Raw genomic sequence first — 22,203 nt, forward strand, 5'->3', positions numbered from 1 at the left:
GCCGAGAAACACGCATAATAACGAGACGCCTGCGGGGTCAGGGAGGAAACGATGAACGAGATCGTCCAGGCCGAGGCCGTCTCAGAGGTCTTCTACGGCGCCTGTCCGCATGATTGTCCCGACACCTGCTCCATGCTGTTCGAGGTGAAGGGCGGCGAGCTTCTGAGCGTGCGCGGCAACCCGGACCACCCGATGACCCGGGGCGGCCTCTGCGTGAAGCTGAAGGATTACGAGAAGCGCCACTATCATCCGGACCGGGTGCTCTACCCGATGAAGCGCGTCGGCCCGAAGGGCTCCAAGCAATTCGCGCGCATCACCTGGGACGAGGCGCTCGACGAGATCGTCAGCCGCTGGACGGCGATCATCGACCAGTACGGGCCGCAGGCCATCGCCCCCTACAGCTATCTCGGCAACCAGGGCCTCGTGCACGGGCTGAACGGCGGCGACGCCTTCTTCAACCGCCTGGGCGCCACCGTGACCGAACGGACCTTCTGCGGCGAGGGCTCGTGCACGGCCTGGCTCCTCACCGTCGGGCCGACCGCCGGCCTCGATCCGGAGAGCTACATCCACTCCAAGTACATCGTCATCTGGGCCTGCAACTCGGTCAGCACGAACCTCCACCACTGGGCGATCGTGAAGGACGCGCAGAAGAAGGGCGCCAAGGTCGTCGTCATCGACGCCTACGCGTCGCGCACCGCCAAGGCCGCCGACTGGCACATCGCCCCGAAACCCGGCACTGACGGCGCCCTCGCCATGGCGCTGATCAACTCGATCATCGCGCAGGGCCTCGTCGACCAGGACTACGTCGACGCCCACACGATCGGCTTCGCCGATCTGAAGGAGCGGGCCGCCGCGCGCACGCCGGAATGGGCAGAGGCCATCACGGGCGTCCCGGCGGCCGACATCCGCAGGCTCGCCCACGAGATGGCGACGGCCCAGCCGGTGGGCATCCGCATGGGCGTGGCGCTGGAGCGGCATTTCGGCGGCGGCCAGACCATCCGGGCGGTCACCTGCATCCCGGCGCTCACCGGTGCGTGGCGCCATGTCGGCGGCGGCGTCACGCAGTTCCCGGTCTGGGAGCATCCCTACAAATTCGACGTCATGTGCCGGCCCGACCTGATCCCGGAGGGCACCCGGGTCGTCTCAAACCTGCAGATCGGCCGCGCGCTCACCGGGGAGCTGAAGCTCGACCCGCCGATCATGTCGATGATGTGCTGGAACTCGAACCCGGTGACGCAGGCCCCCGAGACCGACAAGATCGTCGCGGGCCTGATGCGGGAGGACCTGTTCATGGTCTCGGCCGAGCACTTCATCTCGGACACGGCCGCCTACGCCGACATCCTGCTTCCGGCCGCGATGGGCGCCGAGATGGAGGACATGATCCTCTCCTGGGGCCACCTCTACCTCACCTACAACACCAAGTGCGCGGAGGCGCCCGGCGAGGCGATCCCCAACAACGAGATCTTCCGCAGGCTCGCCGCCCGGTTCGGTTTCGAGGAAGAGAACTTCAAATGGTCGGACGCGGAGTGCCTGGAGCACTACGTCGACTGGGCTTCGCCCGCCTGCGCGGGGATCGACCTCGCCTACATGCGGGCGCATGGCTTCGCCCGCCTGAAGGTGGGCACGCCGGACGACCGCGCCCCGCACCGGGAGGGCAATTTCCCGACCGATACCGGCAAGTGCATGCTCAAGATCGAGGGCGCCACGAACTTCGTCGCGCCGCCGTTCCGGCAGATGTATGAGGGCTTCCAGCCCGGCGAACCCCTCGACCCGCTGCCCGACTATGTCGGTGCGCGGGAATCACACGCGAACGATCCGGAGCTGGCCAAGCGTTACCCGCTCAACATCGTCTCGCCCAAGAGCCACTACTTCCTGAATTCCTGCTACGCCAACATGGCGGACAAGCAGAAGGGCCAGGGCGAGCAGTTCGTGATGATCAGCCCGGCCGATGCCGAGTCCCGGGGCATCGTCGACGGCGACCGTGTCCAGGTCGCCAATGCCCGGGGCGCCTTCAAGGGCGTCGCGCGCGTCACCGACGACGTCACGCACGGAATCGTGGTGGCGACCCTCGGCTACTGGCGCCAGCTCAACGAGGGGACGGTCAACAGCATCTCGTCGGCGGCCTTCACCGATATGGGCCACGCCCCCTCGTTCTCCGACAACCTCGTCGAGGTTTCGCGGGCGAACTGACCGAGTCCCATGATGGGAACCGCGCGCAGCGACGGGAGCCGGGGCAGCGTCACAGCCGGGGATGCGGTGCCGGCTGGCGTGCGTCGCTGCGCGCGCGGGGACAGCGGAGCCCTCATGGGGAGACGGGGTCGCGGGGCGTCCCCGCCCGCCATCCGGCCGGCGGCGCCATCGCCGCGTGCGGGGCCGCAAGGGCCCGAGGCATGGTCACGGGCGTCAGGGGGAAACTGATCGCCGCGCGGCGCGGCTTCGCGGCCGCGGCCTGCGCTGAAATGGAAAGCCGCCCGGGACGGATCCGTCCCGGGCGGCTCGAATGTGACGCTCAGGAGCGGGGCGCCCGCTCCAGCCAGCCGATGCTGCGACCCTCGCCGCCGCCCCCGCCGCTGCGCGGCCGGGCATCGGCCCGCTGGGGCCGGGCGTCGCGGTTCGGACGGCCCTGGTTGGGGCGCTCGCCCTGCGGTCGTGCCGGCCGGTCGGCGCGGACGTCGCGGCCCTGCGGGGCATGACCCCGCCCGTCGCCGCGGGCGTCGGCCCGGCCTTCCTGGGGCCGGCCCTGCCGGGGCGCACCCTGGCCGGGACCGCCGAAGCCGCGGCCACCCTCCGGCCGACCCTGCTGGGGACGGCCCTGCGACTGCCGGGGCCGCTGACCCTGGCGGCCGCCGCCGGGACGCTGCTGCTGCCGTTCGGGCCGGCGCTCCTCCTCGCGGGCGATCTCGGCCGCCTCCTGGCGGGACGGCGGGGTGAAGCCCTCGGGGAAGCCCGCCACCGGCACCTTCTGCCGGGTCACCCGCTCGATGTCGCGCAGGTAGGCCTTCTCCTCGTCGTTGCAGAACGAGATGGCGAGCCCGTCCGCGCCGGCCCGGGCGGTGCGGCCGATCCGGTGGACGTAGCTCTCCGGCACGTTCGGCAGGTCGAAATTGACCACGTGGCTCACGCCCTCGACGTCGATGCCGCGGGCCGCGATGTCGGTGGCGACCAGAACCCGGCAGGAGCCGTCCTTGAAGGACGCCAGCGCCCGCTCGCGCTGCGGCTGGCTCTTGTTCCCGTGGATGGCCGCCGCCGCGATGCCGACCTTGTCGAGCCCGCGGACGACGCGGTCGGCGCCGTGCTTGGTGCGGGTGAAGACCAGGACGCGTTCGATCGCCGGATCGCGCAGGATGTGGCCGAGCAGCGCCTGCTTGGCGCCGGTGTGGACGAAGATCACCTGCTGGTCGACCCGCTCCGCCGTGGTGGCGACGGGCGTCACCGCGACCTGGACCGGATCGGTGAGATACTGCGCCGCGAGGCCGGCGATATTCTTCGGCATGGTCGCCGAGAAGAACAGGCTCTGGCGCTTCTCGGGCAGCATCTTCACGATGCGCTTGAGGGCGTGGATGAAGCCGAGGTCGAGCATCTGATCGGCTTCGTCGAGGACGAGGATCTCCACGCCGTCGAGGATCAGTGAGCGACGCTCGATCAGGTCGATCAGCCGGCCGGGGGTGGCGACGAGGATGTCGACGCCCGGCGCCAGGGCGCGCTCCTGTCGGCTGATGGTGACGCCGCCGAACACCACCGTGTTGGTGAAGGACAGGTGACGGCCGTAATCCGAGAAGGATTCGGCGATCTGGTTGGCGAGCTCGCGGGTGGGCGAGAGCACCAGCACCCGGCAGCCGCGGCGCGGCGCGCGACGGTCCGAGAGCGAGAGGCGGTGCAGGATCGGCAGCGCGAAGGCCGCGGTCTTGCCGGTGCCGGTCTGGGCGATGCCGCAGAGGTCGCGGCCTTCCATGGCGGGCGGGATCGCCTGGGCCTGGATCGGGGTCGGCGCGACGTAGCCGGCCTCGCTGAGCGCCCGCAGCACAGGCTGGGCGAGGCCGAAATCGGTGAATTGGGTCAAGGATGTATCCGATGCAGCAGGGCCGGCCGGGCGCCTCGCGTCGCACGCGATCGATGCCGTGTTGGGGCCGGTCCGTTGGCAGGGGGCAGCCCGCGTGATGGAGCGGCCCGGGTGCATGCACGTTATGAAGAGGGGGGCCGGATCACGCCGGGAAGGCGCCCGATCCGTCACGCAGCCCCCTCAAGCGGGCCATGACGGCCGCTGACGCTGCAGCGCCGATATGCGGCTGTGCGACTGCGAAGTCAATGCAGGGCCGGGTTGCGGCGCGATCAGGCCGAGGGCCACGCGGACCGGTACCAGTGCCCCGTCGAGCCCGCGAACACGGCCGGCGATCCGGGCATGGCCCTCCGCCTCCCGCAGCGCCAGGGCGCCCGAGCTTTCGGTCGATCGGGACCGGGCCGCGGTTCCGCAGAGCGGATCGGCTTACTCTGATGTTGTGTCGCAATCGGCGGCGCACCGCCCTGTCTTGCACCACATCCGGGCTGCCGCAGATCCGGGGCAACCGAAACAATGTGGTGCGGCCAAGAGGACTCGAACCTCCACCCCTCTCGGGACTAGCACCTCAAGCTAGCGCGTCTACCAATTCCGCCATGGCCGCATCGGACGCGAAGATCGGTCCGTTTGCCCGACCGTCGCGCGCCGCGGGAGAACCCGGGGCCGCTTTCGTGTCGCGCGGCGCAGCGGATAACAGATCGTTCCGCCGCCGACAAGCGCCTCGCTCACGGGGAATCGTAGCCGCCCTCCAGGAAAGGCGCCGCGCCGTCGCCGATGCTGATGCCGGGCTCCACGATCGAGGCCGCCTTGCGGATCAGCTCGGTCACCTCGACGGAGATGCGGTCGCCGGTCACCACGATCTGCCCGCGGGCGATCGGGTGGTCGTTGGCCAGGATCTCGACCATGTCGCTGTCGCTGGCTTCCAGCTCGATCACGGCGCCGCGGCCCATGCGCAGCAGCATGTGCAGCGGCATGCGGGCGCGGCCCAGCACCACTGTCAGATCGACCTTCAGGGTCTCGAAGATCGCCACCAGCCGCCATCCTGTCTCACGGCCGGTCCTTGCCAGCGCCGGCCGCGAATGTTGAAGGCTGCGACCATCGACGCAGGATGATGAACTCTTGGTAAACGCGCCCCGCCTCACGGTCCGCCCGCACGCCTTCCCGAAGCGGCCCGGCGCAGATCCGGTCGCCGGCCCGGTGGGCTGGCGCGTGAGCGACGCGCCCGTGGGCTACGCGGCCGCCCTCGCCTGGATGGAGGCGCGTGTGGAGGCGATCGCCCGCGGCGCGGCGCCCGAATGCGTCTGGCTGCTGGAGCACCCGCCGCTCTACACGGCCGGGACCTCGGCCCGACCGGAGGATCTGGTGGCACCGGACCGCTTCCCGGTCCACGCCACGGGCCGGGGCGGGCAATACACCTATCACGGCCCCGGCCAGCGGGTCGCCTACGTGATGCTCGACCTCGACCGGCGCAGCCGCGACCTGCGCGCCTATGTGGCGAGCCTGGAGGCGTGGCTGATCGAGACGCTCGCCGCCTTCAATGTCCGCGCCGAGCGCCGGGAGGACCGGGTCGGCGTCTGGGTACGCCGGCCCGAGAAGGGGCCTCGCGTCGAGGACAAGATCGCGGCGATCGGGATCCGGGTGCGCCGCTGGGTCAGCTTCCACGGCATCAGCCTGAACGTCGAGCCCGATCTCGCGCATTTCGACGGGATCGTGCCGTGCGGCGTCCGGGAGCACGGGGTGACGAGCCTCGTCGATCTCGGCCTGCCCGTGAGCCTGCCGGAGGTCGACATGCGGCTCCGCGCCGCCTTCGAGGCGCTCTTCGGGGCCACCGTGACCGAGGCTGCGGACTGATCGGGTGTGCCGCCGATGCCTCCGGCCGCGCCGATCAGAAATCCGCGTGCAACCGCGAGGCGAAGAAATGCGCGGGGCCGCGGTCGCGATTGTATCCGGGATTGTCGATGAACTGGTAGTCGAAGGTCAGGGTGACGAACTTCGTGAGGTTCAGGGCGTAGTAGGTCTCCAGCGCGCGCTCGGTGCCGTAATTCAGCCGCCCGTCGCCGATCAGCAGGCCGAGGTAGCCGGCCGCGAAGGCGGCCCGGTGTGAGGGCGAGAGCCCGTTCATCGCGGCGCCGATGCCGATCGTGTCGTCGGGCCGGTCCCAGGCCTTGCCCTTCAGCGACAGGCCTCCGGAGAAGCTCCGGTCGATGTCGGTGAAGGAGATGTTCTCGGTGCGCCCGTCGTTCAGGCTCGCCCGGGCGAACAGCCCGAGTTCCGGCGTCAGCCCCTGCTCCAGGTTGATGTAGCCGCCGGTCTTGCGGCGGGGGCGCCTTGTCGCCGCGACGGCGTCGTTGATGTCGTCGAACAGGCCGAGCTGCGTCAGGGTGACCACGTCGCGGTTGTTGGCCGAGACACCGACATTCGAGAACAGCCCGATCCGGATCTTGCCGGGCTGCTCCAGCCACGGGAGGACGTGGCGCTCCTCGAACTCGACGTTCAGCCCCGCACGCCGGAACACCCGCGGGTCGAGCACGTCGCTCGACGGCTCCTTGGGCACCTGCGTGTAGGCTGCGCGGATGGCGAATTCCGGCCGGTTGTACTCGGCGTAGACACCCTGCGTGAAGCCCGGGAGGTTCGCCGGGAAGTCCCAGGCCGAGGCGCCCCAGAGCGACCAGTTGAAGAAGTCCACGCGCGGGTCGTGCGCGTAGATGTTGCCGTCGAAGAAGTCGCCCAGCGCGAACTTGCCGGCGATCAGCGTGATCCGCTCGGCATCGTAGCGGGTGGCCACCTGGTTCGGACCGTCCGGAACATCCACGGTCTCGCCGCCCAGCCCGAAGGTCTGCTTCACGTAGTAGCGGTTCGAGCGCAGCTTCGGGAACGGGGCGCCCGCCTTCTGCGCCTCGCCGTTGACGAAGCCGGCGACGCCCAGCGTCCGCGACAGGCCGAAGCCCTGGCTGAATTCGGGGTTGTAGTAGATCTCGGTGCTGTCGGTGAGCTTGAGGCCGAGGAAGATCGTCGCCGTGGTGGTCTGCCGGGCCTGATGGGGGATCAGGCTCTGCGCGCCCTCGTAGGGCGAGCGGAAGCCGGGCACGGCCTGCGCGATCAGGGTCGTCTGCCCGTGCAGCGAGAAGCGGCCGGTATCGCCGTTGTCGGGGTCGTGCGGAGCGGTCTCGTCCGGGTCCGGCGGCACCTTCAAGCCGCCCGGAAACCACATCAGCCGTGCGAACAGCTGGTTGGAGGTGAAGCTCGCCCGGGTCGTGACCGGTCCACCCGTGTCGCCGGGCACCACGCCCAGCGGGAAGCGCCGGCTGCCGCCGAGATCGATGTAGCGGTAGTCGATGCCCAGGGCGAGGCTGTCGGTGATGGCGTATTGCACGCCCGCGCCCAGGGTGAAGCCGACATAACCCAATTCCCGCTGCGCGGTGGTCTGGCCGCCCGTGTCGAGATCCGGATAGCTGGCGAGAAACCGGGCGTTCGCACCGGTGAGCCCGAAGGTGCCGTAGATCAGATAGCGATCGAAGCTGTAGCCGAGTCGGGCACGCAGGGCGCCGTAGAGATTCGTCTTGGCGCGCACGACGTTGAAGGCCGGATCCGCATCCGCGTAGCCGAATCCCGCGACGGTCGCGGGGACCGGACGCTTCAGATTCGCCAGGTCGAGATTCGCTTCGATGCCGTAGACCCACGGCCCGGCCTGCCAGGTCCAGCCGCCGAACACGCCGCCCACGGCCGTGGTGGCGTTGCGCCCCTGGTCACTGCGGCCCGTGGAATCGCCGCTCTTGAAGGCCGGGATCGGCCGGCCGCCGATCGTCGTCGGACCGAAATTGTAGGCCCCGTAGGATCCGCCGGCGCTGCCCTCGAGGCCGACATAGCCGCCCGACCAGTCGGTGTAGGTCGGCCGGGTGGCGTCGGGGCGCGGCGCGGCGAAGTCGGCCGCCCGCGCGGCAACCGGGACGAGAAGGGGCGTCGTCAGAATGAGGGCTGCGGTGCGGACCAGGGGCACGGAACGGGTTCTCATCCGACTCACAAAAAAGTATAGCACTTGCTAAAACGGTCTTTGGCATCGCGCAAGCCAGGGTGCGCCTTCTCGCCACAGGCCGCCTCGCAAGTCATCTCCGTTCCGCCCGCCATCCTCGATGCTCGGCATGGCAGTGGAATGACAATCCCGGTCCCGCCGTCTCGGTCAAGATGCAGAGGGTCATCGTATAGCGAACATCTCCGTGAGCTTTTGCAATGACCGCGTCACGGTGCCGGAAAGACATGCGAATACGATCATGGCTCCCCAAGGTGGTCTCAGATTAGAATTGTTATTATTTGAGATCGATGCGATTCCAGTTTGAACTTCGAGCGGGGTGGATTATGTGCGACCGCATGCATGCGTCGCCCATCACTCCGCTTCTCCGCGGCCTCGCCGCGGCCTCGCTCCTCGCCTTCGCGGGCCCCGCGACGGCCAAGGAAGTGCCCATCGGTCCGCATGTGACGCAGAACGGCCTGGAGGTCGCCGCCGTCTATCTCCAGCCGATCGAGATGGATCCTCCCGGCATGATGCGCGAGGCCGCCAAGTCGGACATCCACCTCGAAACCGATATCCGCGCCGCCAAGGACAACCGCAACGGCTTCGCCGAGGGGGATTGGGTGCCGGCCCTCGACGTCCGGTTCGAGGCGGTGAAGCTCGATGGCGACAAGCCCACCGACCAGACGGTGTCGGGGGTGCTGATGCCGATGGTCGCCAATGACGGGCCGCATTACGGCGATAACGTCAAGCTGTTCGGCCCCGGCCGCTATCGCCTCAAAGTAATGGTCGCGCCCCCGGGCAAGGACAGCCATTTCGGTCGCCACGTGGACAAGGAGACAGGGGTCGGTCCGTGGTTCGAGCCCTTCGCGGTTACGCAGGATTTCACCTTCGCCGGTGTCGGCAAGAAGGGCGCCTACTGAATTTGCCGGAGCTGTCCGTGTCCCGCCTGTCGCGCTTCCTCGCCCCTGCCGCCGTGCTGCTGGTCGCCGTCGCGTCCGCGCGGGCCGACGACATGCCGGTCATCAAGGTCGAGATGCGCGATGGGGTGATCCTTCCGGCGGTGATCGAGGTGCCGGCCAACACCCGGTTCAAGCTGGAGATCTCGAATACCGGCCAGAGCCCGGTTGAGTTCGAGAGCACGGAACTCAAGCGCGAGAAGGCGCTGGCCGCGGGCTCGACCTCGGCGATCGTGTTCCGCACCCTCGATGCCGGCACCTACCAGGTGTTCGACGACTTCCACCCGGAGGCGAAGGCGACTTTGGTGGCCAAATGAGCGCGTCGACGACAGCGCCAGCCTCCCTTGCCCTGAGCCGTGTTCCGCCGCGTCGATCCGTCATCGACGGTGCGCTGGCCCGGTTCGGCGACGGGCTGCGCCGGTACGGTTGGATCATCCGGGCCGTGCAATGGCTGATCGTTGCCGTCTACGCGGTTCTGGTGATCGTCCCGGCGCTGCTGCCGCTCCCCGACAACGCCGCCCATATCTGGACCAACCTGACGCTCGCCGCTCAGTTCGCGTTCTGGGGGATCTGGTGGCCGTTCGTGCTGGTGAGCATGGTCCTGGTCGGCCGTGCATGGTGCGGCGTGCTCTGCCCCGAGGGCGCGCTCAGCGAATTCGCAAGCCGCTGGAGCCGCGGCTATGCCGTGCCGCGCTGGATCACCTGGCAGGGCTGGCCCTTCGTGGCCTTTGCCGGCACCACCGTCTACGGGCAGATGACCAGCGTCTACGGCTATCCCAAGCCGGTCCTCGCGGTCCTGGGGGGCTCGACGCTGGCGGCGATCGTGGTCGGCCTGCTCTACGGGCGCAACAAGCGCGTCTGGTGCCGCTACCTCTGCCCGGTCAACGGCGTCTTCGCGGTGCTGTCGAAGCTGGCGCCGGTCAGCTTCCAGGTCGACAGCGCCGCCTGGGCGGTCTCGCCCAAGCCCGTCGGGGGCACCGAGAGCTTCAACTGCGCGCCCCTCGTGCCGGTAAAGACCATGCGCGGCGCGGGCGCCTGCCATATGTGCGGGCGCTGCAGCGGCCATCGCGGCGCCGTGCGACTCGCCCTGCGCTCCCCCAATCACGAGATCGTCCGCGTTGCGGGCGAGGAGCCCAGCCTCGACCAGACCATGCTGATCCTGTTCGGCATGCTGGCGCTGGCGGTGGGCGCCTTCCAATGGTCGTCGAGTCCCTGGTACGTCGACGCCAAGCAATGGGCCGCCACATGGCTCATCGAACGCGGGACCACGTGGCCCCTGGAGCATTCGGCGCCCTGGTTCGTGCTGACGAACTACCCCGACCGCAACGACGTCATGACCCTCCTCGACGGCGGGTTGCTGCTGGCCTACATCGGCGCCGCGACGATCGTCCTCGGGCTTGCCCTGTCGGGGATCGTGGCGCTCGCGACCCTGTCCCTCGGGGGCTGGTCCCTGCGCCGCTTCCACCACCTGACCCAGACGCTGATCCCCGTGGCGGGCTGCGGCGTCTTCCTGGGCCTGTCGGCGCTGACCGTCACGTTCCTCCGCGGCGACGGCATCGTGATCCCCTACGTGGCGGAGATCCGCACGGCCCTGCTCGCCGGCGCGAGCCTGTGGAGCGTCTGGCTCGCCTGGCAGGTGGCGGGGCTTGCCGTCGGTGGGGTCCGCCGGGTGGCGGCCGCAGCCTGCATCGCCGGGGCGGCCGCCCTGTCGGTGGCCAATTGGGTGCTCCTGTTCTGGATCTGGTAGCGCGCGGTCCGCGCGCGGTGCTTCACGCTCTCGCATAACCCCTGGAGACCGCCATGATCGGCGCCTTCGTCATCGCCTTCCGCGAAGTCATCGAGGCAGGCCTCATCATCTCCATCGTGCTGGCGGCTACCCGGGGCATCCCGGGCCGGATGCGCTGGGTCCTGCTCGGCGTTGCCGGCGGCCTCGCGGGTGCCGCCCTGGTGGCGCTGTTCGCCGAGAAGATTTCCGATGCCTTCGAGGGCAGCGGGCAGGATATCCTGAACGCCGCGGTCCTGATCGTCGCCGTGCTGCTGCTCGTCTGGCACAACACCTGGATGAGCAAGCACGGCAAGGAACTGGCGGGCGAGCTGCGCGCCGCCGGCGCGGCGGTGCGATCGGGGGAGCGGGAGGCGGCGGCCCTCTCGATCGTGATCGGCGCCGCGATCCTGCGCGAGGGCGCCGAGCTGGTGCTGTTCCTGTATGGCCTCGTGGCCTCGGGCACCTCGGGGGCCGACATCCAGTTCGGCGCCGTCGCCGGCATCGGTGCGGGCGTGCTCCTCTCGGCGGTCACCTATCTCGGCCTCGCCTCGATTCCGAGCCGCTACGTCTTCTCGGTGACGAGCGTGCTGATCATCTTCCTCGCGGCCGGCTTGGCTGCGCAGGCCGCGCAGTTTCTGAGCAATGCCGGCGTGGTGGACGTCCTCGGCCACACCCTGTGGAACAGCTCCGGTTTGATCGCCGAGAATTCCTGGCCCGGCCGCGTCCTGCACGCCCTGGTCGGCTACACGGACCGCCCGACCGCCCTGCAGGGTCTGGTCTACATCGCCACCATCGCGGTGATGATCGGCCTGATGCAATGGAGCGCCGCCGACCAGCGCCGCGCGGTGCGGGCGGCGTAGAGCGGCGTCCGACCCCATGGCGGCCGGACCGTCCGACAGCGTGATGTGCGGAGACTGTGCGCCGCCCGGCTGACCCGGTCGGGACAGATCCGGCGCCGGGGTGCGGGCGTCCCGGGCCAAGGGGCCACCCGGCTGTGTGTCCTCGACGCGAGGCGACCGGTTCCGCCGCACCGATCGGCGATGCGGCGGATCGGGCTGCGGCCCTCAGGCCGGTGCAGCCCATTTCGCGCGATCGGCCGGCTTCTCCCTGTAGATCGTGCCGCCGAAATCGATGTGCAGTTCCGTGTCGGCCCCCTCGCGCCGGCGCGCCAGCACCTCGAAATGCTTCGGCTTGCGGCGCGGCGCGTCTACGACCATCCAACCCGCCGAGGCCGCCGCCGCGAGGGCATGCGCGGGATCGGCGGGGCCATCCGCCCGCTTGGAGCCGGGGGCGTGGTGGGGCTTCTTGTGATGGATCTCCACCGGATCCCGGCCCGCCGCCGAAATCCGTGTGACCTTGATCTCCGAGGGACGGCGCTCGCCCTCCAGGGTCACGTGCAGCCCGCTCGTGATCGGAAACGCGTCCACGCCCTTCGGGCCGAGATCGGCCAGATGTGTCTCGCCGCCCGCCTCGAGGGTGAAACGATGGGCGAAGACGTGCCGGATGGTGCCCGAGAGGGCGGTCGTGTCGTGAAGCGGCATGATTTTCTCCGTGGAGCGCCCAACCGCAGGCGCATTCGATATATCGAAATCTGCCACGAAGGTTTCAAGGACACGATCAGATCGGTCCGGACACGGCGGCAGCCCGCCATGTCCGAGGGCAGGTTTCTGGCGGCCCGCCGGCTTCTCAGGCGCCCGTCGCGACCGCGCGGGCCTGATCGGCGCCCCATTCCGACCAGGAGCCATCGTAGAGGCTTCGCGCCGGGCGGCCCATGGTCTCGAGAGCGAGCGCGATGATCGCCGCGGTCACGCCGGAGCCGCAGGTGGTCACGATCGGCCGGTCCGGATCGACGCCGTTCTCGGCGAAGACCGACTTCAATTCCTCCGGGGTCTTCATCCGGCCGTCACGCTGGAGTGCCGCGTAATGCAGATTGCAGGCGCCCGGCATATGCCCCGGTCGGACGCCGGGCCGGGGTTCGGGCTCCTCGCCGCGGAAGCGTGTCGCCGAACGGGCATCAACCACCTGAGCCGACCCGGTTTCCAGCGCCCGCGCCACGTCGTCCGCATCCGCCACCGCGCCGTGATCGAGGCGGGCCGAGAAGTGGCGACGCTCGTGCGGGTGCGGCTCGCCCTCCTCGGTGGGGTAGCCTGCCGCGATCCAGGCCGGGAGGCCGCCGTCCAGGACCAGGGCGTCCCGCACGCCGAAGGCCTTGAGCATCCACCAGACGCGCGGAGCCGAGAACAGGCCCTGACCGTCATAGACCACGATCTGCATGCCGTCGCCGACGCCGAGGGCGCGCATCCGGGCGGCGAACACCTCGGGCCGCGGCAGCATGTGCGGCAGGCTCGACTCGGTGTCGCTCATGGCGTCGAGATCGAAGCGGCGGGCGCCGGGAATGTGGGCCGCGCGATATTCGGCCTCGGGGTCCCGGCCTGCGGCCGGCAGGTACCAGGAGGCGTCCAGGACCACGATGTCGGGAGCTTGTAGGCGGTCGTGCAGCCATTCGGGTGACACGAGGGGCGCGTGGGCCATGGTCAGCGGATCCGGCTCTGTTCGCGTTGCAGGCTCACAGAACCACAGGTCGCACCGCGTTGCACGCCCGGGACAGGCTCGGAGGCGAGCGTCCGGCGGATTCGTCAGGCCCGGCCAATGCCAATCGAAGCGATGCGCGAATGCGCCGAGCTACGCATCCCGCACCGTGGTCCGATGCACCCGACGCAGGCTGGTCTTGTTTTAAAGAGCCGTAACCCCAGTTACGACAACATAATGACGCCAATCGCGTCGGTCGTCCGGCCGGCATCGTGTTGGCCGACCCGGGCGCCCCGCTTGCGGATGCGCGCCGGGTCCGTCGCCTGAACGAGACGCGTTCAAACTTCCCTTGTCTGCCGGGGTGCATGATCCACCGAGCAGGATACTTATTGAGCCGATCAACGCCATGAATCAACTCGTCCGTATGTCCCAGATTGGCGACGCCGAGACCGTCGAGGAGCCGTCGGCCGACCTGCGCGTGCCCTTCGCGCAGTCCGGAGCCTTCGTGTGCAAGTACATTATCGGTGAGCCGAACGACCGAGCCGTTTGTTGCGGGGCACCCGTGTCCGACGGCAAGAGCTGGTGCGCCTATCACCGCCGCATCGTGTTCGAGCCGACCCGGCCCGGCCGCATCCGCTGAGCGAAGCGTCTCTTCGTCCCGGCCGTCACTGTGTCCGCATGACCTGGATGACGGCGGGGGTGATGATGACCACGAACAGCACGGGCAGGAAGAACAAGATCATCGGCACTGTGAGTTTGGGCGGCAAGGCGGCCGCCTTTTTCTCGGCCTCGTTCATGCGCAGGTCGCGACTCTCCTGGCTCAGCACCCGCAGCGCCTGTCCCACCGGCGTGCCGTAGCGCTCCGCCTGGATCAGCGCGGTGGCGACGGATTTCACCGGTTCGAGGCCGGTGCGCAGCACGAGATTCTCGTAGGCCTGCCGCCGGTCGGGCAGAAACGACATCTCGGCGGTCATCAGGGCGAGTTCCTCGGCCAGCACGACCGAGGAGGTGGCGATCTCGGTGCTGACCTTCCGGAAGGCGTTCTCGATCGCCATGCCGGATTCCACGCAGATCAGCGTGAGATCGAGGGCGTCCGGCCACGCCTTTCGGATCTCGGTCTGGCGCTTCTTGGCGGCGTTGACCAGGAACAGCTCCGGCGCCTTGATGCCGGCATAGGCCGCGCCGACCACCAGCCCGAACCGCACGAGGTAGGATGAATCCAGAACCTCGAGCACGAACAGGTAGAACAGGGCCGCGATCACCGAGGCGAGCGGCACGACGAACCGGAAGAACAGGAACGCCGTCTCCGACCCCGGGCCGCGATAGCCTGCCTGCATCAGCATGCGCTTGGCCGTGTCGGTGCCGAGCCAGCGGCGCAGCTGGTACCGCTCGACGATGGACTTCATGTAGGCCTTCGGCTCCACGCGCAGCGTGGCCCGGGTCGCCGGCCCGTCCGCCTTCACCCGCTCGCGCCGCCGGATCTGCTCGCGCTCGTCGCTGACGAGCTTCATCCGCTTGCTGAGCTTGTCGGTTTCCAGGAAGGGCTGCGCCACCGCGTAGGCGGTCGCCGCCGCCGCGACCGCGGTCAGAAGCGTGCCCATGAAGCGGGGATCGAACAGCTTCTCGGCAATGTCTTCGATCATCGGGCGGTATCCGGCAGAGGGCGCACCGCGCCTAGAACTCGAACGCGATCATCTTCTTGATCGTGAAGATGCCGATGGACATCCAGATCGCCGCGCCGACCAGGGCGACCTTACCGGTATCGGTCGTCCAGAGCAGCGAGATGTAGTCGGGGCTCGTCAGGGCGGTGATGCCCGCCACCGCGAAGGGCAGGCAGGCGATGATCGAGGCGGAGGCCTTGGCCTCCATGCTCATCGCCTGGACCTTGCCGCGCATCTTGGCGCGGTCGCGCAGCACCGTGGACAGGTTGTTCAGCGCCTCCGACAGGTTGCCGCCCGACTGCTGCTGGATGTTGATCACGATGGCGAAGAAGTTCACCTCGGCGGTGGGCACCCGCTCGAACAGCCGCGTGCACGCCTCGCCGAGCGACAGGCCCATGGCCTGGGTCTCCACGACGGTCCGGAACTCGCTGCGCACCGGCTCCTCGGCCTCGCGCGAGACCATGCGGAAGCAGTCGCCCACCGGGATGCCGGTTCGGATGCCGCGGACCACCACGTCCACGGCGTTGGGCAGCTCCTTGTTGAACTTCGCGATGCGCTTGAGCCGCAGGTGGCGCAGCAGCCACGCCGGCAGGCCGAAGCCCCCCGCGAAAGCGGCCCCGAGCGCCGCGAGGGCATTGTCGGTGATCACGAAGATCAGCAGCCCGAGGACGCCGCCGCTGGCGGCTGAGATCGTATAGAAGGTCCGCTTCGTCCATCCGAGGCCGGCGCGGGCGAGCTTCAGCTCCACGCTGGCCTTCGAGGCGCCCTTGGCCTTCGCCTCGATCTCGCTCAGCGTCTTGGCGACCTGCTCGCGCCGGTTGACCGCGACGCCCCGGGTCGCCGCGCCGGAGGCGGAGACGCTGATCGACTTCAGACGCTTGTTCGCCCGGCGCTCGCCGCCGAGCAGGGGCAGGACAGCCACGTAGGCGACCGCCGCGACCGCGATGCCGATGAGGCCCGCGGCGAGCGGCAGGTTGGAGGCGCCGGCGGCCGCGGCGGGCAGGTCCGGCATGCGCTCAGCTCCGGTCGATGATCTCGGCGGCGTCGAGCGCCTCGCCGAGCCGCTGTTCCAGGCCGTAGTAGCGGGCCCGCTCCCAGAATTTCGGCCGGCCGACGCCGGTGGAGCGGTGGCGCCCGATCAGCTTGCCGTTCGCGTCCTCCCCGACGATGTCGTAGAGGAAGACGTCCTGCGTGGTGATGACGTCGCCCTCCATCCCGAGCACCTCGGTGATGTGGGTGATGCGCCGCGAGCCGTCGCGCAGGCGCATGGCCTGGATCACCACGTCGATCGAGCCGCAGATCATCTCGCGCAGGGTCCGGGACGGCAGGGTGAACCCGCCCATCGAGATCATCGACTCGATACGCGACAGGCATTCGCGCGGGCTGTTGGCGTGGAGCGTGCCCATCGAGCCGTCGTGGCCGGTGTTCATCGCCTGGAGCAGGTCGAAGGCTTCCGGTCCGCGCACCTCGCCGACGATGATCCGCTCCGGCCGCATGCGCAGGCAGTTCTTGACGAGATCGCGCATGGTGACCTGGCCCTGGCCCTCCATGTTGGGCGGCCGCGTCTCCAGGCGGACCACATGGGGCTGCTGGAGCTGCAGCTCGGCCGCGTCCTCGCAGGTGATCACCCGCTCGTCGTGCTCGATGAAGGCGGTCAGGCAGTTCAGCAGCGTGGTCTTGCCCGAGCCCGTGCCGCCCGAGATGACCACGTTGCAGCGCGACTGGCCGATGATCTTGAGAACCTCGGCGCCCTCGGGCGAGATCGCCCCGAAGCGGACGAGCTGCTCCAGGGTCAGCTTGTCCTTCTTGAACTTGCGGATGGTGAGCGCCGGGCCGTCGATGGCCAGCGGCGGCGCGATGACGTTGACGCGGGACCCGTCCGGCAGGCGCGCGTCGCAGATCGGCGAGGCGTCGTCGACGCGCCGGCCCACCTGGCTGACGATCCGCTGGCAGATGTTCATCAACTGCTGGTTGTCGCGGAACCGGACGCTGGTCAGCTGGATCTTGCCGCCGACCTCGATGAAGGTCCGGTGGGCGCCGTTGACCATGATGTCGGCGATGTCGTCGCGGGCGAGCAGCGGTTCCAGCGGGCCGTAGCCGAGGACGTCGTTGCAGATGTCGTCGAGCAGCTCCTCCTGCTCGGAGATCGACAGGACGATGTTCTTGAGCCCGATGATCTCCGTGACGATGTCGCGGATCTCCTCGCGCGCCGTCTCGGCATCGAGGCGCGAGAGCTGCGTCAGGTCGATCGCCTCGATCAGGGCGCCGAAGATCAGACTCTTCGTGCGGTAATAATCCTCGGACCGCGCGGTCTCGACGACGACCGGCGCCGCCGGTGCCGGACGCGCGACCGGAGCCGCCGCATCGCGCAGGACCGGCGTGGCCGGCGCCGGGGTCCGGGCCTGCGGTATCGGCGGGGGGGCCACCGATGTGCCGCCGGCGTGTCGCCTACCGAACATGGGTCAGCCCTCCGACGCTGACCTGCGGAGCCCGTGGGACGAAGGATCGTATCCGCATCAGGATGCCTTGCGGCCGGCGAGCTTGGCGAGCAGCGGCTCGAGCAGGCTCGGACGTCCCCGCCGGCTCTCCGGACGCCCGAGGGTCATGGCGGCCAGATCGTTGAACAGCTCCGCCACCTTCGATCCGGCCTGGATCTCGGCGATCATCTGGCCGTTATTGGCGGCGGTGCCGAACAGCGTCGGCTCGAACGGGATCGACAGGGCGACCGGGGTCTCCAGGGCCTTGGCGAACTCGGCTGTGCCGATCTCGGGCCGCTTCGGTACTCCGACGCCGTTCAGCAGGACGCGGGGGGGCTGGTCGTTCGGGCGCCCGTGCTTCAGCGCGCCGAGAAGGTTCTTGGCGTTGCGCAGGCAGGCGAGATCGGGACCGGCCACGATCAGGATCTCGTCGGCCGCGGTCAGGATGCGCTTCGACCACGCGTTCCACTGATGCGGGATGTCCAGGACCACGCAGGGTACGCTCGCCCGCATGTGCTCGATCAGCGCGTCGAAGGCCGGCTCGGACAGGTCGATGGTCCGGTCGAGGCTCGCCGGCGCCGAGAGCAGGCTCAGGTTGTCGCTGCACTTGGACAGCAGCCGCTCCACCAGGGCGGAATCCAGCCGCTCGGGGGCGAAGACCGCTTCGGCGATGCCCTGCGGCGGATCTTGGTTGAAGTTCAGCGAGGCGGTGCCGAAGGCGATGTCGAGATCGGCGATCACCGTCTGGACGCCTTGGTTCCGGGCAACCGACCACGCGAAATTGTGCGCCACCGTGGAGGCGCCGATGCCGCCTTTCACGCCGTAGACCGCCACGGTCCGTCCCACCGGCTTGACGCCCGGAGCGGTGAACAGGTCGGAGATCGCCGCGATCAGCGTCAGGGGCTCGACCGGCACCATGAGGTAGTCGGACACCCCGCGCTGGATCAGCTGCCGGTAGAGCATCACGTCGTTGAGGTGGCCGATCACCACGACGCGGGTGCCCTCGTCGCAGACCTCGGCCAGGGCATCGAGGCACTCGATCGGCTTCGAGCGCGCGCCTTGGATCTCGATGATGATGACGTTGGGCGTCGGCGCGTGCCGATAGGCCTCGATCGCGGCGGCGCCGCCGCCCATCCGGACCTTGACCTGCGCCTTCTGCATGCGCCGGTCGAGGGCTGCGCCCTCGATCATCGCGGCGGTCTCGCCGGTCTCGCAGAATGCCTGGATGGTGATCCGGGGCACCGGGGCGATCGTGCGCTCGCTCGTCTCGGACAGGTCTGCCATGACGGCGCTTTCGGGTTCGCGTTCGGGGCGCGGCGTCGGGGAGCGGCGGGGCTGCCCGTCCCAACGCCGGCTGTCTCAGTTGGTGACTTGGGACTTCACGGCGGTCTGCCCATCTTGCCGCCATGTGGTTGACGGATCCTTGCCGTCCCGCAATTGCCCGATGTCCCGGACGCGCTTGACCGTATCGATCCGACCCTCGGGGCGGCCGCGCACGAGGTCGACCGGATCTGCGACCTGGGCGGCGACGTTGGACTGCGTGGCGCAGCCCAGGTTCCAGCTCGGCTGGTTGCTGTAATCGTAGGCGAAGCTTCGGGTCCCGAGATCCTGAGGCCAGAGGCCGCAGGCGTCGGACACCTTGGCCTGCATGCGCTGGAAGCTCAGCCGGATCGGCGCGGCGAGGGTCGGGGCGGTGACCACGTAGCCGGTGACGGTGATCTCGCGGACGCCGATGCCGTTCTGCGTCCCGAACCGGCCGAGCACCGAGGCGGTCCGCTGGACGGCGGCCACTTGGTTGGGCGGGACGCCCTGCGGAACCTCCATCAGCAGGGCGCCGCGGCCGTACCGGCGGTATTCGAGCATGAAGGCATCGACATCGGCCGCCTGGCGCGGATCCAGATGCCCCACGCCGGTGGGGAACACGTCGAGGTTGCGGGCCCCGTCCGTCAGGACGATCGGGTGGCGTGCGCGGTAATCCGTCACGTCGATCCCGCCGGTGGTGGCGGGATCGCTCTTGCAGGCCGCCGCGAGGGTGCCCAGCGCGCAGGCGGCGAGCAGGCTCGCGGCGCGGCGCGGCAGGGTGGGCGGGGGACGTCCGGTCATGGTTCCGATCCTGGGGCGCGGCGGTGACGCGGGGCGCTACTCGACGATGAAGCCGACGCGGCCGCGATAGGTGCGTCCGAGCGGCGGCGCGGCGGCCGCCCCGGGGGAGGCGACCTTGCCGTAGAGCCGGTTGATCTGGCCGAGCAGCACCGCCTGGCCGTCGGTGGAATCGACGAAGTTGTCGTCCGGCCGGCTCACCTGCTTCGGTTCCATCGTCCGGGCGATGTAGGGGGTGCACATGATCATCAGCTCCGTCTCCTGGCGCTGGTAGTCGCGGGAGCGGAACAGCGCGCCGAGGATCGGAAGATTGATCAGGCCGGGCAGGCCGGAGATCGCCTGCTTGTTCACCTGCTGGATCAGGCCGGCGGTCATCATCACGCCGCCCGAGGGCAGCTCGACGGTGGTCTCGGAGCGCCGCACCCGGGTGCCCGGCACCGCGACCGAGTTGTTCCCGACGACGTAGGTGAAGTTCTGCTGTGGATCGATCTCGGTCACGTCCGTTGCGACGCGGATCGAGATGCGGTTGTCGGCGAGCACCACCGGCGTGAACGACAGGGCGACGCCGTAGGGCTTGTAGGTGATGCCGGGGGTGCACACGCCGCCCACCGTGCAGGCGGCCGAGGATGGCACCGGGAACTCGCCGCCGGCCAGGAACTTCGCGGCCTCCCCGGAGATGGCGGTGAGCGTCGGCTCGGCCAGGATCCGCGAGACGCCCGCCTGCTCGAAGGCCTTCAGGGTTGCCTGGAGCGAGAAGCCGCCCGACTGGATCGAGGCCTGGATCTGGTTGCCGCTCGGAGCCGATGGGTTGATCGGGAACGGCAGGTTGTTGATCAGCGCCGGTGACGTCGCGGAACCGAGCGGGTTCAGCGCCGACCAGTTGCCGGTCATGTTGATCCCGAACTGCTTCAGGACGTTGCGCGACACCTCCACCACGGTGACGCGGAGCATCACCTGGTCCTTGTTGCGGATCGTGAGGTTGTTGATCACGGCGCCGCGCGCGCCCGCGGTGACACCGCCGCTCGGTGCCCCCGCGGCCCCCGCCGCGCCCCCGCCGCCCAGCCCCACGAACGCATTGGCGATGTCGATCGCCTGCTGCGCGTCCGCGGAGGAATTCACCGACCCCGAGAGCAGCACCGAGGCCCCCGAGGAGCGCACGTCGAAGCGCCCGCCCGGGATGCTCTGGCCGAGCAACTCGCGCAGGGTCCCGAGGTTGAGATCCCGCGCCACCGACACGTCGAGGGCGGCGATCTGGCGGCCCTCGGCATCCATGATGAAGATCGAGGTCGCGCCGTCGGCCATGCCGATCACGAAGACCTTGCGGGTCGAGCGAACCACGGCGTTGGCCACGGCGGGGTTGGCCACGAACACCTCCTTGGCGTCCCGCGGCAGGTCGACGATCACGGAGCGGCCGGCGGTCAGCTCGACCCGCCGGGTCGAGGCGGATTCCGCGGCGCCGACCGTCAGGATCGGCGCGGGACCGAAGGTCTGGCGGTCCTGCGCGGGGGCCGGTCCGGACAGGACGGCCAGCAGGGCGAGGGCGCCGGCCGCGCGGCCGGCGGGGCGGCCCATCGGGCGCGGGTGGGGGGACGGAGCGGTCATGGCGATCACGGCGTCTGCTGCCGCGCGACGCCGAAGCGCACCACGGTCAAGGCGGGTTCGGGCATCTGCGCCACGGACGCATCGGCCAGCGGCGTGGCTTCGGGCGGCCGCCCGGCATCGGCGAGGCTGCGCAGCGAAAGGGTGAGGGCGCCGACCTTCTGGGCCAGCGCCAGGGTCTCGGCCTGCGCGGGCGTGACGGCCAGCGTCGCGGTCTCGCCGGTCACCACGTTGGTGCCGTTCTTCTCCTGGACCAGCTGCCCGATCGCGAGGACGCGGATGTCGGTCAGGATCGTCTGGGAGAGCTGCACGTCGCTGTTGTTGGCCCGCGAATTGGACTCGTCGCGGAACGTGCGGATCACGTCGACGCGGTCGTTCGGGAGGATGAAGCCGCCGGCCGAGTTGGTGCCGCGGCTGTCGGTGACGATGGCGACGGCGCGCATGCCGGCCGGCAGGATCGCCGCCATGAATCCGCTCTCCGGGCGCACGAGCTTCTGCGCGCGGATCGGCTCGCCCGCCAGGAAGCCTGCGCGCACCGAGGCGCCCACGGTCTCCTCGAGGGCCTTGGGGTTGATCTTGCGGGTCACGTAGCCTGCCGTCACGGCGCTGTCCGGCCAGGGTTGCCAGCGCAGATCCGCGGCCCGGAGCACCTGACCCATGGGCATGTCGATGGCGGCCACGAGCACGTCGGTCATCGGTTGCGGCGGCGCCTCGGCCTTCGGCGGCGGAGGCGGCGGTGGCGGATCGCCGCCGCTCATCAGGAAGGCCGCCCCGGTTCCCGCCGCGAGGGCGATACCGAGGACGGCGAAACGGGCTGGGTTCATCGCATCGCCACGCGCCGGAGACGGCCGAATTGCCGTCCATGACCCGAACCTGCGCGGGGATTCGTGTAATTATGGTTAAGGTATTATAACCTCTGGCGTTGTCGCCGGTCCGGAAACGGGGCGCCCGAGAAGCGCGTCACAATCCGCAGGATCCTTCAGCATCCGCCCGAACTCGGCCGTGGTGCATCACCGCTTCGTGACCTATCGTGCCACCGGAACCGCCTCAGAA

19 protein-coding genes and 1 tRNA gene are annotated in these 22,203 nt (G+C 69.5%); 7 read left to right on the top strand and 13 right to left on the bottom strand.

The window, feature by feature from the left end; genetic code table 11:
- Window positions 1-51: 51 nt before the first annotated feature.
- Window positions 52-2,190 carry a molybdopterin-containing oxidoreductase family protein gene (locus GGQ91_RS21215; protein ID WP_053609922.1) on the top strand — a complete coding sequence of 713 codons (2,139 nt, stop codon included), beginning with the start codon at window positions 52-54 and terminating at the stop codon, window positions 2,188-2,190.
- 319 nt (window positions 2,191-2,509) lie between these two features.
- Here GGQ91_RS21215 and GGQ91_RS21220 read toward each other — a convergent pair whose 3' ends face one another.
- From GGQ91_RS21220 to GGQ91_RS21230, 3 genes are all read right to left on the bottom strand, one after another.
- Window positions 2,510-4,060 carry a DEAD/DEAH box helicase gene (locus GGQ91_RS21220; RefSeq protein WP_043759103.1) on the bottom strand — a complete coding sequence of 517 codons (1,551 nt, stop codon included), beginning with the start codon at window positions 4,058-4,060 and terminating at the stop codon, window positions 2,510-2,512.
- A 513-nt stretch (window positions 4,061-4,573) separates the two neighbouring features.
- Window positions 4,574-4,658: transfer RNA gene (locus GGQ91_RS21225), tRNA-Leu, on the bottom strand.
- A gap of 121 nt (window positions 4,659-4,779) precedes the next feature.
- A complete protein-coding gene (locus GGQ91_RS21230) occupies window positions 4,780-5,085 on the bottom strand; it encodes a FliM/FliN family flagellar motor switch protein (protein ID WP_043351350.1) in 306 nt (101 codons plus the stop codon).
- 88 nt (window positions 5,086-5,173) lie between these two features.
- Here GGQ91_RS21230 and lipB point away from each other — a divergent pair, with 88 nt between their 5' ends.
- Window positions 5,174-5,905, top strand: coding sequence for a lipoyl(octanoyl) transferase LipB (lipB, locus tag GGQ91_RS21235; protein WP_182592803.1), 732 nt, complete (start codon window positions 5,174-5,176; stop codon window positions 5,903-5,905).
- Window positions 5,906-5,939: 34 nt separating this feature from the next.
- On the opposite strand, the gene GGQ91_RS21240 is transcribed toward lipB, so the two are convergent.
- Entirely contained in the window at window positions 5,940-8,066 is a 2,127-nt protein-coding gene (locus tag GGQ91_RS21240; protein ID WP_043385682.1) for a carbohydrate porin, read from the bottom strand.
- Window positions 8,067-8,419: 353 nt separating this feature from the next.
- Here GGQ91_RS21240 and GGQ91_RS21245 point away from each other — a divergent pair, with 353 nt between their 5' ends.
- The 4 genes from GGQ91_RS21245 to GGQ91_RS21260 are packed head-to-tail and all read left to right on the top strand — an operon-like array spanning window position 8,420 to window position 11,644.
- A complete protein-coding gene (locus tag GGQ91_RS21245) occupies window positions 8,420-8,983 on the top strand; it encodes an iron transporter (RefSeq protein ID WP_205782340.1) in 564 nt (187 codons plus the stop codon).
- Between the two features lie 17 nt (window positions 8,984-9,000).
- Entirely contained in the window at window positions 9,001-9,336 is a 336-nt protein-coding gene (locus GGQ91_RS21250) for a cupredoxin domain-containing protein (RefSeq protein ID WP_043351359.1), read from the top strand.
- A complete protein-coding gene (locus tag GGQ91_RS21255) occupies window positions 9,333-10,766 on the top strand; it encodes a 4Fe-4S binding protein (RefSeq protein ID WP_043385688.1) in 1,434 nt (477 codons plus the stop codon). The genes GGQ91_RS21250 and GGQ91_RS21255 overlap by 4 nt, the downstream gene beginning before the upstream one ends.
- A 53-nt stretch (window positions 10,767-10,819) precedes the next feature.
- Window positions 10,820-11,644 (top strand): FTR1 family iron permease, encoded by an 825-nt coding sequence (locus GGQ91_RS21260; RefSeq protein ID WP_043351362.1) that lies wholly within the window; start codon window positions 10,820-10,822, stop codon window positions 11,642-11,644.
- Between the two features lie 204 nt (window positions 11,645-11,848).
- Here GGQ91_RS21260 and GGQ91_RS21265 read toward each other — a convergent pair whose 3' ends face one another.
- Both GGQ91_RS21265 and sseA read right to left on the bottom strand, forming a co-directional pair.
- The gene (locus GGQ91_RS21265) at window positions 11,849-12,325 is read right to left on the bottom strand and encodes a hypothetical protein (RefSeq protein ID WP_043351364.1); all 477 of its coding nucleotides are present in this window, start codon (window positions 12,323-12,325) and stop codon (window positions 11,849-11,851) included.
- 145 nt (window positions 12,326-12,470) lie between these two features.
- On the bottom strand, window positions 12,471-13,316 hold the full coding sequence (gene sseA, locus GGQ91_RS21270) for a 3-mercaptopyruvate sulfurtransferase (RefSeq protein WP_043351370.1): 846 nt from the start codon (window positions 13,314-13,316) through the stop codon (window positions 12,471-12,473).
- Window positions 13,317-13,719: 403 nt separating this feature from the next.
- Between sseA and GGQ91_RS21275 the strand changes: the two genes are divergently transcribed.
- Entirely contained in the window at window positions 13,720-13,953 is a 234-nt protein-coding gene (locus GGQ91_RS21275; RefSeq protein ID WP_020095642.1) for a GcrA family cell cycle regulator, read from the top strand.
- 25 nt (window positions 13,954-13,978) lie between these two features.
- Here GGQ91_RS21275 and GGQ91_RS21280 read toward each other — a convergent pair whose 3' ends face one another.
- From GGQ91_RS21280 to cpaB, 7 genes are all read right to left on the bottom strand, one after another.
- Window positions 13,979-14,956 (bottom strand): type II secretion system F family protein, encoded by a 978-nt coding sequence (locus GGQ91_RS21280; RefSeq protein WP_043385697.1) that lies wholly within the window; start codon window positions 14,954-14,956, stop codon window positions 13,979-13,981.
- A 31-nt stretch (window positions 14,957-14,987) separates the two neighbouring features.
- Window positions 14,988-15,986, bottom strand: a complete 999-nt coding sequence (locus GGQ91_RS21285; RefSeq protein ID WP_043385699.1) for a type II secretion system F family protein — start codon at window positions 15,984-15,986, stop codon at window positions 14,988-14,990.
- Window positions 15,987-15,990: 4 nt separating this feature from the next.
- Complete coding sequence (locus GGQ91_RS21290) at window positions 15,991-17,433, bottom strand: TadA family conjugal transfer-associated ATPase (protein WP_043385702.1); 1,443 nt, start codon at window positions 17,431-17,433, stop codon at window positions 15,991-15,993.
- A gap of 57 nt (window positions 17,434-17,490) precedes the next feature.
- Complete coding sequence (locus GGQ91_RS21295) at window positions 17,491-18,735, bottom strand: CpaE/TadZ family protein (RefSeq protein WP_043349286.1); 1,245 nt, start codon at window positions 18,733-18,735, stop codon at window positions 17,491-17,493.
- A 75-nt stretch (window positions 18,736-18,810) separates the two neighbouring features.
- Window positions 18,811-19,554: a CpaD family pilus assembly protein gene (locus GGQ91_RS21300; RefSeq protein ID WP_182592804.1), complete on the bottom strand. Its 744-nt coding sequence runs from the start codon at window positions 19,552-19,554 to the stop codon at window positions 18,811-18,813.
- Window positions 19,555-19,590: 36 nt separating this feature from the next.
- The gene (locus GGQ91_RS21305) at window positions 19,591-21,153 is read right to left on the bottom strand and encodes a type II and III secretion system protein family protein (RefSeq protein WP_374701307.1); all 1,563 of its coding nucleotides are present in this window, start codon (window positions 21,151-21,153) and stop codon (window positions 19,591-19,593) included.
- 5 nt (window positions 21,154-21,158) lie between these two features.
- Window positions 21,159-21,974: a Flp pilus assembly protein CpaB gene (gene cpaB, locus GGQ91_RS21310; protein ID WP_043349290.1), complete on the bottom strand. Its 816-nt coding sequence runs from the start codon at window positions 21,972-21,974 to the stop codon at window positions 21,159-21,161.
- Window positions 21,975-22,203 lie beyond the last annotated feature (229 nt).

The sequence above is a fragment of the Methylobacterium fujisawaense genome, from assembly GCF_014138435.1.
Lineage (GTDB): Bacteria > Pseudomonadota > Alphaproteobacteria > Rhizobiales > Beijerinckiaceae > Methylobacterium > Methylobacterium fujisawaense.